Here is a 13,695-nt window from a genome sequence, read left to right on the forward strand (position 1 = left end):
GGCCTTCCTACCGCCTGGACCCGGCGAGCCGGGTCCGGTCCAGCTCCACGACCAGCGCCCGGTGGTCGGACATCGGCAGCCGGACGGCGCGCGCGTCGACCACGTCACCCACGTCCCCCCGGGCCAGCACGTGGTCGATCTGGAACCGCGGCTCGCCGACGGGAAAGGTCGGGGCCGAGGCGAGCGGACGGAAGCGGGTGACCGCCCGCGCCGGGCGCGGGGTCATGTTGAGGTCGCCCATCAGCACGGCCGGCCCGCGCGTGACGCTGAGGGCACGGCGCAACGCGTACAGCTGGAGGTGGTTCCAGCCGGGGAAGAACGAGAGGTGCGCGCTCGCGACGAGCAGCGGACCTCCGGGGGTCTCGAGCCGGGCGATCACCGCGGCCCGGAGCTCCTCGTGGGCGAGCTCGATGCGTCGGGGGTGCCGACGGACCCGGGGCACGGGCGGCGTGATGCGGGGCAGCCGCAGGTCGCGCCAGCCGACCAGGGGGTAGCGGCTGAGGAGCGCGACGCCGTACGCCGCCGCGTCCGGGTCGGGCGTCCGGAGCGCCGGCTGCCAGCGCTGGTGCGGGTCACCGGTCATGGCGGCGACGAAGCGGGTGGTCGCCGCGCCCATCGCCGCGCCCGCGACCTGCGCGAGGTCGGCCCCGTGCGACCGCGACTGCCCGCGGTCGACCTCCTGCAGGGCCAGCACGTCGGGGTCGAGCGCCCGGACGGCCGCGGCGAACCGGTCGAGGTCCACCTCGCCGTCCTCGGGGCTCGCTCCGTGGAGGACGTTGAACGTCACCAGCCGCACGCTGCGAACCTAGCGGTGCCCGTCCGGCTGGGTAGGCTGACCGCCGTGTTCGACACCCTCTCCGACCGGCTGGCCGCGACGTTCAAGACCCTGCGCGGCAAGACCCGGCTGAGCGACGCCGACATCGACGCGACGGCCAGGGAGATCCGGGTCGCCCTGCTCGAGGCTGACGTCAACCTCGCCGTGGTCCGCGACTTCGTCGCCCGGGTGCGCGAGCGGGCCAAGAGCGCGGAGCTGTCGGGCGCGCTGAACCCGTCGCAGCAGATCATCAAGATCGTCGACGAGGAGCTCGTCGGCATCCTCGGCGGCGAGACGCGCACCATCCGCTTCGCCAAGAACCCGCCGACCGTCATCATGCTCGCCGGCCTCCAGGGCGCGGGCAAGACGACGCTGGCCGGCAAGCTGGCCCGCTGGCTCAAGGGCCAGGGCCACTCGCCGCTGCTCGTCGCGGCCGACCTGCAGCGCCCGAACGCGGTCAACCAGCTGCAGGTCGTGGGGCAGCGCGCCGGCGTCCAGGTCTTCGCCCCCGAGCCCGGCAACGGCGTCGGCGACCCGGTGGACGTGGCGAAGCGCTCGATCGAGGAGGCCAACCGCCGTCTGTTCGACGTGGTCGTCGTCGACACGGCCGGCCGCCTCGGCATCGACGCCGACCTGATGCAGCAGGCCGCGGACATCCGCGACGCCGTCGACCCCGACGAGGTCCTGTTCGTCGTCGACGCGATGATCGGCCAGGACGCGGTCAACACGGCCAACGCCTTCGCCGAGGGCGTCGGCTTCGACGGCGTCGTGCTGACCAAGCTCGACGGCGACGCCCGAGGTGGCGCCGCGCTGTCGATCGCGCGGGTCACCGGCAAGCCGATCATGTTCGCCTCCAACGGCGAGGCGCTCACCGAGTTCGACGTCTTCCACCCCGACCGGATGGCCAGCCGCATCCTCGGCATGGGCGACGTCCTCACGCTGATCGAGCAGGCCGAGAAGACGTTCGACGCCGAGCAGTCGGCCAAGGCGGCCGCCAAGCTCTCCTCCAAGGAGGGTCGCGACTTCGGGCTCGCCGACTTCCTGCAGCAGATGCAGATGGTCCGCAAGATGGGCCCGCTGTCCAAGATCTTCGGGATGCTGCCCGGGATGGGCGACTTCAAGGACCAGATCGCCAACATCGACGAGCGCGAGGTCGACCGGCTCGAGGCGATCATCCACTCGATGACGCCGGCCGAGCGCGACGACCCCAAGATCATCGACGGCTCGCGTCGGGCTCGCATCGCGAAGGGTGCGGGCGTTCAGGTCTCCGACGTGAACGGCCTGGTCAACCGCTTCTTCGAGGCCCGCAAGATGATGAGCTCGCTGGCCGGCGGCAAGATGCCGGGCATGCCCGGGATCCCGGGCATGGGCGGCGGCGCCAAGAAGGCGCCGGCGAAGGCCGCGGCCAAGAAGAAGGGCCACAAGGTCTCGGGCAACCCGGCCAAGCGGAACAACCCCGGCGCGGCCGCGCCTGCTCCGGGCTCCGCGTTCGAGCCCGAGCAGCTCGACGAGAAGGCGCTGCAGGAGGCGATGGCGAGCTTCCAGCTGCCGGCCAACCTGCGCGACCGGCTCAAGTAGCGGTGCGGCGGTCCGCGGCGGCCGTCCCGCCGGGGAGGCGTCATCGCTGACCCCGCTCTCCACCTCTCCGCAGTCGTCCTGCCCGAGGGTGAGCGGCGCGAGCTGTACGTCGTCGACGGCCACGTCACGCACGAGCCCGTCCGCGACGCCGAGCGCGTCGAGGGCGCGTACGTGATGCCCGGGCTGGTCGACGCGCACTGCCACGTCGGGCTGGAGAGCACCGGCGCGGTTCCCGACGACGTCGCCGAGCAGCACGCGCTGGCCGAGCGCTCGGCGGGCGCCCTGCTGCTGCGCGACGCGGGCAGCCCGGCCGACACCCGCTGGATGGACGAGCGCGAGGACCTGCCGCGGATCATCCGGGCGGGGCGCCACATCGCCCGGCCGAAGCGCTACCTGCGGAACTACGGCGACGAGGTGGAGCCGGACGCGCTGCTCGACGCGGTGGAGCGCCAGGCCGCGCGCGGCGACGGCTGGGTCAAGCTGGTGGGGGACTGGATCGACCGGGAGGTCGGCGACCTGACGCCGCTGTGGCCGGCCGACGTCGCCCGCGCGGCCATCGACCGGGCGCACGCGCTCGGCTGCCGGGTCACGGCGCACGTCTTCGGCGAGCAGGCGGTCGCCGAGCTCGTGGAGGCCGGCATCGACGGCATCGAGCACGGCACGGGCCTGGACCCGGAGACGAACGCCGCGACGATCGACCTCATGGCGCAGCGGCAGGTCGCGCTCGTGCCGACGATGATCCAGCTCGAGAACTTCCCGGGCTTCGCCGACGCCGCGCAGGACAAGTTCCCGGCGTACGCGCGGCGGATGCGCCACCTGCACGCCCGCCGGCACGCGACGTTCGGCGCCGCGCTCGACGCCGGGGTGCCGATCTACGCCGGCACCGACGCCGGCGGCTACCTGCCGCACGGCATCGTCGGCCGGGAGATGGCCGCGATGCGGTCGTTCATGGGCGCGGAGCAGGTGCTCGGCGCCGGGTCGTGGCGGGCCCGGGCCTGGCTCGGCCGTCCCGACGTGCTGGCCGAGGGGGCGCCCGCCGACCTCGTGGTCTTCGCCTCCGACCCGCGGGCCGACCTGCGCGTGCTGGGCACGCCGGCCGCCGTCGTGCTGCGGGGGCGCCGGGTTGCCTAGGGCGCGCGCGGTGCCGGCGCTGCCGGCGCTGCTCCTGGGGCTCGTGCCCCTGACGCTCACCGCCGTGGCGGTGCCGGCGGCGGCCGCCGACCGGGTGGTCGAGACCGTGCTCTCGGTCCGCGGCACGCCCGAGCCCGACGGCGCACCGGTGACCCTCGACGCCACCCTGCTGACGACCGACCCGTCGGTGCCCAGGCCCGCGATCGTGCTCGCGCACGGCCTCGGCGGGACCAAGGCCGACAGCCTGCCGACCGCTCGGACCCTGGCGCGCGACGGCTACGCGGTGCTCGTCTACACCGCCCGCGGCTTCGGCGCCTCGGGCGGGCTGGTCCACCTCGACGACCCGGCGTACGAGGGTCGCGACGCGGTCGCCATGGTCGACGAGGCCGCGGAGCGCCCGGAGGTCGAGAAGACCGGCACCGGCGTATCGGCCGACCCGGTGCTGGGTTTCGCCGGCGCCAGCTACGGGGGCGCGGTGGCCCTGGAGGTCGCCGCCCTCGACCGGCGCGTCGACGCGGTCGTGCCCGCCTTCACGTGGGCCGACCTGACCAGCGCCCTCGTCCCGCAGAGCCGCGTGGCGGGCGGTCCCGGCTCCCTGGCCGACGTCACGCCGGCGGGCGGCACCGGGGTCCTCAAGGCCGCGTGGGCCGCGCTGCTGTTCACCGGGACCGCGGCGGGCACCGGTGAGGGGCCGGGCGAGCAGGCGACGCCCAGCGTCTGCGGACGGTTCGCGGCCGACGTCTGCCGGGCCTACGTCGAGGCGGCGCGCAGCGGTACCGCCGGCGACGACCTGCTCGCGCTCGCGCGGCGCTCCTCACCCGACCTGAGTCGCGTCACCGCGCCGACGTTGATGATCCAGGGCGAGGACGACACCCTCTTCGGCCTCGACCAGGCCGACCGCGTCATGCGTGGCCTGCCGCCGACGACCCCGGCGGCGACCGCCTGGGTCCCCGGCGGCCACGACGCCAGCATCGCGGTCGACGACCAGCTCGACCGTGTGACGGCGTGGTTCGACCGCTACCTCAAGGGCGACGCCGCCGCCCCCGTGCAGCCCGGGCTGTCGGTCACCGTGCCACAGACGACGCTGGTCGGGACCGGCGGCGGGGCCGACGACTCGGGTGCGGCACCCCGCGTCCTCACCGCGGACGCCTACCCGGGCCGGGGGGGCGCGGCGCCGGGCCTCCGCACGGTCGCGCTCGACGGCGGGGTCCAGACCGTCGTGAACCCGGCCGGCGCCCGGCCCGGCGCCCTCACCAACCTCCCGGGCAGCGGCGCGGCCGGCGCCGCGGCCGCCGTCGCCGGCTACCCGCTGGCGGTGCTGCCCGGGCAGGCCGCGACGTTCACGAGCGCGCCCGTCGGGCGCCCGTTCGACCTCGTCGGCAGCGGGCGGGTGCGGGTGGACGTCACCTCCTCGGGGACCGAGGCCGTCCTCTTCGCCGGCGTCTGGGACCTCGGGCCCGACGACCCGCAGACCCACCGGCCCACGTCGACCGTCCTGCCCGGGCGCGCCGTCGCCCCGGTCCGGCTCACCGGCCTGACGCCGGGCCGGTCGACCACGGTCGAGGTCGCCCTGCCCGCGGTGTCGCACCAGGTGCCGGTCGGGCACCGCCTCCGACTGGTCCTCGCGACCACCGACAGCGCGTACGCGGGCCCGCTCGCGCCGGCCATCTACCGCGTCGCCCTCGCCGAGCCGTCGCTGACCCTGCCCGCGCTCGGCGCCCTGACGGCGAGCGGCGGGAGCCGGCTGGACGTGCCGCTGCCCCTGGTCGTCGGGGTCGCGCTCGTCGTCCTCGCCGCGCTGGTCGGGCTCGTGCTGCTGCGCCGCGCCCGGCGCTCGTTCGGCGCGGCGCCCGAGCGCGCGGACCTCGCCGACGTCCCGCTCGTCGTCGAGGGGCTGGAGAAGACCTACGCCGACGGCCTCAAGGCGGTCGACGGGGTCACGTTCACCGCGGAGCGCGGTCAGGTCGTCGGGCTGCTGGGCCCGAACGGCGCCGGCAAGACGACGACGCTGCGCATGGTCGTCGGGTTGATGCGGCCCGACGCCGGCGCGGTGTGGGTCGAGGGGCGCGGCGTGCACGGCGGCGCGGACGTCCTCGCCTCGGTGGGCGCGCTCATCGAGGGGCCGGGCTTCCTGCCGCACCTGAGCGGCCGGGCCAACCTCGAGGCGTACTGGCAGGCGACCGGCCGCCCGCTGGAGGAGGCCCACCTGGAGGAGGTGCTGGCCATCGCCGACCTCGGGACCTCCGTCGAACGGCGCGTCCGCGGCTACAGCCAGGGCATGCGCCAGCGTCTCGGCATCGCCCAGGCCATGCTCGGGCTGCCCTCGCTGCTGCTGCTCGACGAGCCGACCAACGGCCTCGACCCGCCGCAGATCACCGCGATGCGCCGCGTGCTCGCCGACTACGCCGCCGCCGGGCGCACCGTCCTGGTCTCCTCCCACCTGCTCGCCGAGGTGGAGCAGAGCTGCGACCACGTCGTGGTCATGGCCCGGGGACGGGTGCTGCTGTCGGAGGCCACCTCGACGCTCACCGGCGACGGCCGGCGCCGGCTGGAGGAGGCGTTCCTCGACCTCGTGGGCACCGGACCGGCGGGAGGCGGCACGTGACCGCGCTCCCGCTGCGCGCCGAGGTCCGCCGCCAGCTGTCGCGCCGGCGCACGCTGGTCGTCTTCGCCGTCCTCGTGGCCCTGCCGCTGGTGCTCGTCGCCGCGTTCGCCCTCGGCCGGTCCGACGACCCGACCACGGCGCGCGGGTTCGTCGACCTGGCGCAGGACAGCGGTGCGAACCTCGTCGTGTTCGCCCTGTTCGCCTCCACCGGCTTCCTGCTCGTCGTCGTGGTGGCGCTGTTCGCCGGCGACCCGGTGCCGAGCGAGGCGAGCTGGTCCAGCCTGCGCTACCTGCTGACCGCGCCCGTGCGCCGCGAACGCCTGCTGCGCCAGAAGCTCGTCGCCGCCGCGCTGTTCAGCGGCGCGGCGTTCGTGTTCCTCCCGGCGTGGACGCTGCTCGTCGGCGGGCTCGCGTACGGCTGGGGCCCCTACGTCGGGCCCACCGGCGACCAGCTCGGCTACCCGCTCGTCCTCGCCCGGCTCGGCCTGGTCGTGCTCTACCTGGCCCTGTCGCTGGGTGTCGTCGGCGCGTTCGCCTTCTTCCTCGGAACCCTCACCGACGCCCCGCTCGCCGCGGTCGGCGGGGCCGTGGTGCTGTGGATCGTCTGCGCGATCCTCGACCAGATCACCGCGCTCGGCGGGCTGCGCCAGGGGCTGCCCGGCCACTTCGCCTTCGCCTGGGCCGACGCCCTGGCGCCCACCGTCGACTACTCGGCCATGGCCCAGGGCGCGCTGTGGTCGGTCGGGTACGCGGTGGTCCTCGTCGCGGCCGCGGTCTGGCGGTTCCTGCGCAAGGACGTCACGAGCTGACCTGCCGCCCGGAACGGTCCGCGGGCGCCGGGCGGGGCCCGCGCGGGGCCGCGCAGGTCCGACCGGCGCGGAGTCGCGTCTGCCCGCCGGTGTCTGGCATGATGGACGTCGCACTCGTGCTGTCCGGCGCCCTCTCACCGCCGTCCGGTACGGGTCCCTCGGGACCTGATGGACGCGAACCCACCGCGTCGTCGGATCCCACCCACCTCGTGACCAGCGCGGACGCGCCCGGTCGCGTACACAAACAGGAGTTCCCACACACGTGGCTGTCAAGATCCGTCTGAAGCGCCTCGGCAAGATCCGCTCGCCGCACTACCGCATCGTCGTCGCCGACTCGCGCACCAAGCGCGACGGTCGCGCGATCGAGGAGATCGGCAAGTACCACCCCAAGAACGACCCGTCGGTCATCGAGGTCGACTCCGAGCGCGCGCAGTACTGGCTCTCGGTCGGCGCCCAGCCGTCGGAGGCCGTCGTCGCCATCTTCAAGCGCACCGGCGACTGGCAGAAGTTCTCCGGCGACACCTCGCCCTCGGGCGTGGAGCCGCAGAAGGAGAAGCCGAACAAGCTCGACCTCTTCAACGCCGCCCTCGCCGAGGCCGGCTCCGAGCCCCGCAGCGCGTCGATCACGAGCGGCGAGCGCTCCTCGCGCCGCAGCACGCCGGACGCCGAGGTCGAGGGCACGCAGGGCGAGGCCCAGCAGGCCGCCGACGCCGGCGCGTCCGCCGCGGGCAGCGCCTCCTGATGCTGTCCGAGGCGCTCGAGCACCTCGTCCGGGGCATCGTCACGCACCCCGACGACGTCGTGGTGCGCGACAAGGACCAGCGCCGCGGGCGGATGCTCGAGGTGCGGGTCAACCCCGAGGACATCGGCAAGGTGATCGGCCGCCAGGGCCGCACCGCCACCGCGCTGCGCACCGTCGTCAGCGCGCTGGCCGGGCGCGACCAGGTCCGCATCGACTTCGTCGACGTCGACCGCCAGGCCCGCCGCCCGCGTCACTGACGCGACCGGCGAACCCGCAGCACCGCATGACCCCGCAGCACACCGAGGGCCCCGACGCCCACCCCGACCTGGTCGAGGTGACCGTCGGGGCCCTCGGTCGTGCGCACGGCATCCGCGGCGACGTCGCGATCGACCTGCGCACCGACGAGCCCGAACGGCGCTTCGCCGACGGGGCCCGGCTCCGGGTGGAGGGCAGCACCCGCGTCCTGACCGTCGAGTCGTCGCGCTGGCACTCCGGGCGGCTGCTCGTGCACTTCGTCGAGCTGGCCGACCGTACGGCGGCCGAGGGCGCGCGCGGCCTGGTGCTCGTGACCGACGTGCCGTCCGACGAGGTGCCGACCGAGGAGGGCGAGTACTACGACCGCCAGCTGCTCGGCCTCGCCGTCGAGACCACCGACGGGCGCGCCGTCGGGACGGTGCGCGACGTCCTGCACCCCGGCCCGCAGGACCTGCTCGAGATCACGACGGACGCGGGGATCCGGCTGGTCCCGTTCGTCGAGGCGCTCGTCCCCGAGGTCGACCTCGCCGGCGGCCGGATCGTCGTCGCCGACGTGCCCGGCCTGCTGACCGACCTGGCCGACGAGCCGGACCAGGCGGACGAGCCGGCGTGAGCCCCGCCCTGCGGGCCGACGTCGTCACCATCTTCCCCGACTACCTCGCGCCCCTGCGCCTCTCGCTGATCGGGCGCGCGGCCCAGACCGGCATCCTCGACCTCGCCGTCCACGACCTGCGCGAGTGGACCCACGACCGGCACCGCACGGTCGACGACACCCCGTACGGGGGCGGCGCCGGCATGGTGATGCGCCCCGAGCCCTGGGGCGAGGCCCTCGGCGCGCTCGTCCCTCCCGGGACCACGCCCGTCCCGCGCCTGGTCGTGCCCACGCCGGCCGGGCGGCGCTTCACCCAGGCCGTCGCCGTCGAGCTCGCGGCCGAGCCCCACCTCGTCTTCGCCTGCGGGCGCTACGAGGGGATCGACGCCCGGGTCGCCGCCGACGCCGCGACGCGGATGCGGGTCGACGAGATCAGCATCGGCGACTACGTCCTCAACGGCGGCGAGGCGGCGGTGCTGGTGGTGCTCGAGGCCGTGGTGCGCCTGCTGCCGGGCGTGGTGGGCAACCCGGAGTCGCTGACCGAGGAGTCGCACGCCGCCGAGCACGACGGGCTCCTCGAGGGTCCCGTCTACACCAAGCCCCCCGTCTGGCGCGGGCACGAGGTGCCTCCGGTGCTGCTGTCCGGCGACCACGGGGCGATCGGCCGCTGGCGGCGCGAGCAGGCGCTCGAGCGCACCGCGCGGGTGCGCCCCGACCTCGTCCCCGTCCCGGTCGCGGGGCGGGGCCTCGACGGGCTGACCGTGACCACGGCCGTCCCGGCCGACGCCGGCGAGCTGCTGACGCTGCAGCGGGCGGCGTTCGTCGACGAGGGCCGGCTCAACGGCTCGATGGACATCCCGCCCCTCACCCAGACCCTCGACGCGCTGGCCGCCTCGCTCCGCGAGCCCGGCACGGTGCTCGTCGCGCGCGACGGCGCCCGGATCGTCGGGACGGTCCGCGTGGCGCCGAGGCCCGATGGCAGCTGGTGGCTCAGCCGCCTGGTGGTGGCGCCCGACCGGCAGGGCCGCGGTCTCGGGTCGGCGCTGCTGCGCCGCGCGCTCGGCCTCGTGCCGGCCGGTGCCGCGGTGGGGCTGCTGACCGGCGCGGCCAGCCGGCGCAACCTCGCGCTCTACCGGCGCTCCGGGTTCCGGGTGGTCGCCGAGGGCGTGGACGAGGTGGGCGTCGGTGTGGTCACGCTGCGGCGCGAGCCGGCCGGCGCCGCCGCGACCGACGCCTGACCGGAGCTATGGGCGGGCCTCGTACGCAGCCAGCACGGCCTTGCTGATGACGGCCGTGCCGGCGGGGTCGGGGTGGTCGCCGTCGTCGGCGAGCAGGTCCGTCGGGTCCTTGCTGCCGTCGCCCTTGAACGGCGCGTACAGGTCGACCAGGGTCGCACCGTGCTGCCGCGCCACGGTGGCGATGGCCTGGTTGGCCTGCCGCGTGAGGGTGTCGCTCCACGCCAGGTAGCCGGACCGCTCCGCCTTGCGGGCGACGTCGCCGTCGGTGAACACGTTCCAGTAGGTCGTCACCAGCACCCGCGCGTGCCCGCCCTCGAGCGTCTGGACACGGTCGAGCACGCGGCCGAGGTCGGTCTGCATCTGCGCGACCTCCGGGTCGGAGCAGGACGCGTCGCACGAGCCCTGCCGGAAGGCGTCGAGGGCGGGCTCGAGGTCGTTCGCGCCCATCGTCAGCACGACCACGTCGGCCTTCGCCACGTCGTGCTGCTCGGCCCGGTCGTCGCCGTCGGTGCCGTCCAGCTCGTCGGCGAGGCCGTTGCTGGTGGAGCCGGCCTCGCCGTCGTTCGTGGCCTTGACCGCGATGCCGTCGCGCGCGGCGAGCAGGTGGGCGAAGCCGGTGACGTAGTCGTCGCAGTCGCAGTGGTAGCCCGACGTCACCGAGTCGCCCAGGCCGACGACCTGCAGCGTCGCGCCGGACCTCGGCGTGGGGGTCGAGCCGGACGGCGACGGGGTCGAGGAGGACGACGGTGCCGCGGTGCCGGCACGTCCGGGGTCCGGCGTGGGGGCGAGGGCCACGGCGGTGCCGCACGCGCCGGCGAGCAGGACCGCGAGGACCGGCGCGACGAGGCGGAGGGCGCGGGCGGGACGGAGCACGGGTCGGGAGCGTAGGCAGCCCACCTGTGCGGCACCTGGCAGCCAGCCGGGCGAGCCGCTCGACGACCGGTGCGCGACCGACCCGCGACGCGCCCGGGCAGGCGCCCGGGGCGGTGCAACCGGATGCGGGGGACGACGTGACGAATGACACCAGTGAACGCACTGGCCTTAACTCGCGCCTCGCGCGGGCGCCGCTCTATCGTGGCGGGGTGGCAACAACGACGCTGACCACGTCGCAGCGTGCGGCGCGGTCCACGGTCGCGCTCAAGGCCCTCATGGCTGTCAGCGGGATCGTCCTCATCGGGTACCTGCTGGCGCACATGTACGGCAACCTCAAGGTGTTCGCCGGGCAGGCGGCCTTCGACGAGTACGCGCACCACCTGCGCACCATCGGCGAGCCCGTCCTGCCGCACACCGGGCTGCTGTGGGTCATCCGCGTGGTCCTGCTGGTCGCGGTCGTCGCGCACGCGTACGCCGCGTTCAAGCTCTGGAAGCGCAACCACCACGGCCGCGGCGGCGCCAAGCGCTACCACGCCCCCCGCGCCGCCCGGGGCGTGCAGCGCTCGTACAGCTCGTTCACGCTGCGCTGGGGTGGCATCATCATCGCCCTCTTCGTGGTCTTCCACCTGCTGAACTTCACCTGGCAGGTCATCACCCCCGGCGGCGCCTCGGCGAGCCCGTACGAGCGGGTGGTCAACGGGTTCAGCGTGTGGTGGCTGGTCGTGGCCTACACCATCGCGATGCTGGCCGTCGGCTTCCACCTGCGCCACGGCACCTGGAGCGCGCTCACCACGCTCGGCGCCAACACCTCGACGGTGGCCCGTCACCGCCTCAACCTGATCGCCTACGTCGTCGCCGGCGTCGTGACGGTCGGCTTCCTGCTCCCTCCCTTCTCCATCTTGTTCGGGCTGGTCCGGTGACCCTGGTGGCCCCCGCCGCACGTCGACCTCGAAAGGTGTCCCGATGAGCGACAAGCAGCACGAGAGCCTGCGCGACCGGGTCCTCGGCAGCGTGCGTCACGCCGCCGACTCGGTGAAGGACTCGGTCGGCGACCTGGTCAACTCCGTCGACGCGGACGCGCTGTTCGACCACGGCGACGACATCGCTGACACCAAGGCGCCCAAGGTCGACATCGCGCAGCGCTGGGACGAGCGCAAGTTCAGCGCCAAGCTGGTCAACCCGGCCAACCGCCGCAAGCTGAGCGTCATCATCGTCGGGACCGGCCTGGCCGGTGCCTCGGCCGCCGCGACGCTGGGCGAGGCCGGATACAAGGTCACCAGCTTCTGCTACCAGGACAGCCCGCGGCGGGCCCACTCGATCGCGGCCCAGGGCGGCATCAACGCGGCGAAGAACTACCGCAACGACGGCGACTCGGTCTACCGGCTGTTCTATGACACGGTGAAGGGCGGCGACTTCCGCTCGCGGGAGTCGAACGTCTACCGCCTGGCCCAGGTCAGCACCAACATCATCGACCAGTGCGTCGCGCAGGGCGTCCCCTTCGCCCGCGAGTACGGCGGTCTGCTCGACAACCGTTCGTTCGGCGGCGTGCAGGTCTCACGTACGTTCTACGCCCGGGGCCAGACCGGCCAGCAGCTGCTGCTCGGCGCCTACCAGGCCCTTGAGCGCCAGATCGCGGCCGGCACGGTCACGATGCACACGCGCCACGAGATGCTCGAGCTGATCGTCGTCGACGGCAAGGCTCGCGGCGTCGTCGTGCGCGACATGGTCACCGGCGACATCGAGAGCCACACGGCCGACGTCGTCGTGCTCGCCAGCGGCGGCTACGGCAACGTCTTCTACCTCTCGACCAACGCGATGGGCTGCAACGTCACGGCGACGTGGCGCGCGCACCGCAAGGGCGCCTACTTCGGCAACCCCTGCTACACCCAGATCCACCCGACCTGCATCCCCGTCAGCGGCGACTACCAGTCCAAGCTCACGCTGATGAGCGAGTCGCTGCGCAACGACGGCCGCATCTGGGTGCCCAAGTCCGGCGAGGACAAGCGCGACCCCCGCGAGATCCCCGAGGACGAGCGCGACTACTACCTGGAGCGCATCTACCCCGCGTTCGGCAACCTGGTGCCCCGCGACATCGCCTCCCGCGCGGCCAAGAACGTCTGCGACGAGGGTCGCGGTGTCGGTCCCGGCGGGCTGGGGGTCTACCTCGACTTCGCCGACGCGATCGAGCGGCTCGGCCGCAAGAGCGTCGAGGCCAAGTACGGCAACCTCTTCGACATGTACGCCCAGATCACGGGCGAGAACCCGTACGAGACGCCGATGCGCATCTACCCGGCGGTCCACTACACGATGGGCGGGCTGTGGGTCGACTACGACCTGCAGAGCTCGATCCCGGGCCTGTTCGTGACCGGCGAGGCGAACTTCTCCGACCACGGCGCCAACCGTCTCGGCGCGAGCGCGCTCATGCAGGGCCTGGCCGACGGCTACTTCGTCCTGCCGAACACGATCAACGACTACCTGGCGGCCGGACCGTTCGCCAAGGTGGACGAGTCGCACCCGGCGGTCGCGGAGGCGGTCGGCGCGGTCAAGGGCCGCATCGACAAGCTCCTGTCGATCAAGGGCAGCCGCACCGTCGACTCCTTCCACAAGGAGCTCGGCCACATCATGTGGGACTACTGCGGCATGGAGCGCACCGAGGAGGGCCTGCGCAAGGCCATCTCGCGCATCCGCGAGCTCAAGAGCGAGTTCTGGTCGGACGTGCGCGTGCTGGGCACGGGGGAGGGCGTCAACCAGGCCCTCGAGCGGGCCGGGCGTGTGGCCGACTTCATCGAGCTGGGCGAGCTCATGTGCATCGACGCGCTGCACCGGCGCGAATCCTGTGGTGGGCACTTCCGTGCGGAGTCCCAGACCGAGGACGGCGAGGCGCTGCGTCACGACGACGAGTACGCCTACGTCGCGGCCTGGGAGTTCGGTGGGGAGGACCGCAAGCCGGTCCTGCACAAGGAGCCCCTGGTCTACGAGTACGTCGAGATGAAGCAGCGGTCGTACAAGTAACCACCGACGTGTCCTGAGCCTGTCGAGGGACATCACCACCCCGGGT

General features: G+C 74.0%; 12 protein-coding genes. 10 read left to right on the top strand and 2 right to left on the bottom strand.

Going from position 1 to position 13,695, the window contains the following annotated elements:
- Positions 1–7: 7 nt before the first annotated feature.
- Positions 8–796 carry an endonuclease/exonuclease/phosphatase family protein gene (locus BMY04_RS07335; protein WP_091178434.1) on the bottom strand — a complete coding sequence of 263 codons (789 nt, stop codon included), beginning with the start codon at positions 794–796 and terminating at the stop codon, positions 8–10.
- A gap of 45 nt (positions 797–841) precedes the next feature.
- On the opposite strand from BMY04_RS07335, the gene ffh reads away from it, so the two are divergent.
- The 8 genes from ffh to trmD all read left to right on the top strand — a co-directional run bounded on the left by ffh (position 842) and on the right by trmD (position 9,764).
- Positions 842–2,392, top strand: coding sequence for a signal recognition particle protein (gene ffh / locus BMY04_RS07340; protein ID WP_091178591.1), 1,551 nt, complete (start codon positions 842–844; stop codon positions 2,390–2,392).
- Positions 2,393–2,566: 174 nt separating this feature from the next.
- A complete protein-coding gene (locus BMY04_RS07345) occupies positions 2,567–3,523 on the top strand; it encodes an amidohydrolase family protein (RefSeq protein WP_408630450.1) in 957 nt (318 codons plus the stop codon).
- Between the two features lie 10 nt (positions 3,524–3,533).
- Positions 3,534–6,128, top strand: coding sequence for an alpha/beta fold hydrolase (locus BMY04_RS07350; protein WP_170854034.1), 2,595 nt, complete (start codon positions 3,534–3,536; stop codon positions 6,126–6,128).
- A complete protein-coding gene (locus BMY04_RS07355; protein WP_091178437.1) occupies positions 6,125–6,937 on the top strand; it encodes an ABC transporter permease in 813 nt (270 codons plus the stop codon). The genes BMY04_RS07350 and BMY04_RS07355 overlap by 4 nt, the downstream gene beginning before the upstream one ends.
- Before the next feature lie 262 nt (positions 6,938–7,199).
- Positions 7,200–7,679, top strand: a complete 480-nt coding sequence (rpsP, locus tag BMY04_RS07360; RefSeq protein WP_091178438.1) for a 30S ribosomal protein S16 — start codon at positions 7,200–7,202, stop codon at positions 7,677–7,679.
- Positions 7,679–7,936: an RNA-binding protein gene (locus tag BMY04_RS07365; protein ID WP_091178439.1), complete on the top strand. Its 258-nt coding sequence runs from the start codon at positions 7,679–7,681 to the stop codon at positions 7,934–7,936. The genes rpsP and BMY04_RS07365 overlap by 1 nt, the downstream gene beginning before the upstream one ends.
- A gap of 26 nt (positions 7,937–7,962) precedes the next feature.
- Positions 7,963–8,547 carry a ribosome maturation factor RimM gene (rimM, locus tag BMY04_RS07370; protein WP_091178440.1) on the top strand — a complete coding sequence of 195 codons (585 nt, stop codon included), beginning with the start codon at positions 7,963–7,965 and terminating at the stop codon, positions 8,545–8,547.
- Complete coding sequence (gene trmD, locus BMY04_RS07375; RefSeq protein WP_232506160.1) at positions 8,544–9,764, top strand: tRNA (guanosine(37)-N1)-methyltransferase TrmD; 1,221 nt, start codon at positions 8,544–8,546, stop codon at positions 9,762–9,764. The genes rimM and trmD overlap by 4 nt, the downstream gene beginning before the upstream one ends.
- A 6-nt stretch (positions 9,765–9,770) precedes the next feature.
- Here the strand turns inward: trmD and BMY04_RS22295 are convergent, their stop codons facing one another.
- Positions 9,771–10,637: an SGNH/GDSL hydrolase family protein gene (locus tag BMY04_RS22295; RefSeq protein WP_139209784.1), complete on the bottom strand. Its 867-nt coding sequence runs from the start codon at positions 10,635–10,637 to the stop codon at positions 9,771–9,773.
- A gap of 209 nt (positions 10,638–10,846) precedes the next feature.
- Between BMY04_RS22295 and BMY04_RS07385 the strand changes: the two genes are divergently transcribed.
- Both BMY04_RS07385 and BMY04_RS07390 read left to right on the top strand, forming a co-directional pair.
- Positions 10,847–11,557, top strand: a complete 711-nt coding sequence (locus BMY04_RS07385) for a succinate dehydrogenase cytochrome b subunit (protein ID WP_091178441.1) — start codon at positions 10,847–10,849, stop codon at positions 11,555–11,557.
- 43 nt (positions 11,558–11,600) lie between these two features.
- Positions 11,601–13,649, top strand: coding sequence for a fumarate reductase/succinate dehydrogenase flavoprotein subunit (locus tag BMY04_RS07390; RefSeq protein ID WP_091178442.1), 2,049 nt, complete (start codon positions 11,601–11,603; stop codon positions 13,647–13,649).
- The last annotated feature ends 46 nt before the right edge of the window (positions 13,650–13,695 follow it).

It is taken from the genome of Microlunatus flavus (genome assembly GCF_900110855.1).
Lineage (GTDB): Bacteria > Actinomycetota > Actinomycetes > Propionibacteriales > Propionibacteriaceae > Microlunatus > Microlunatus flavus.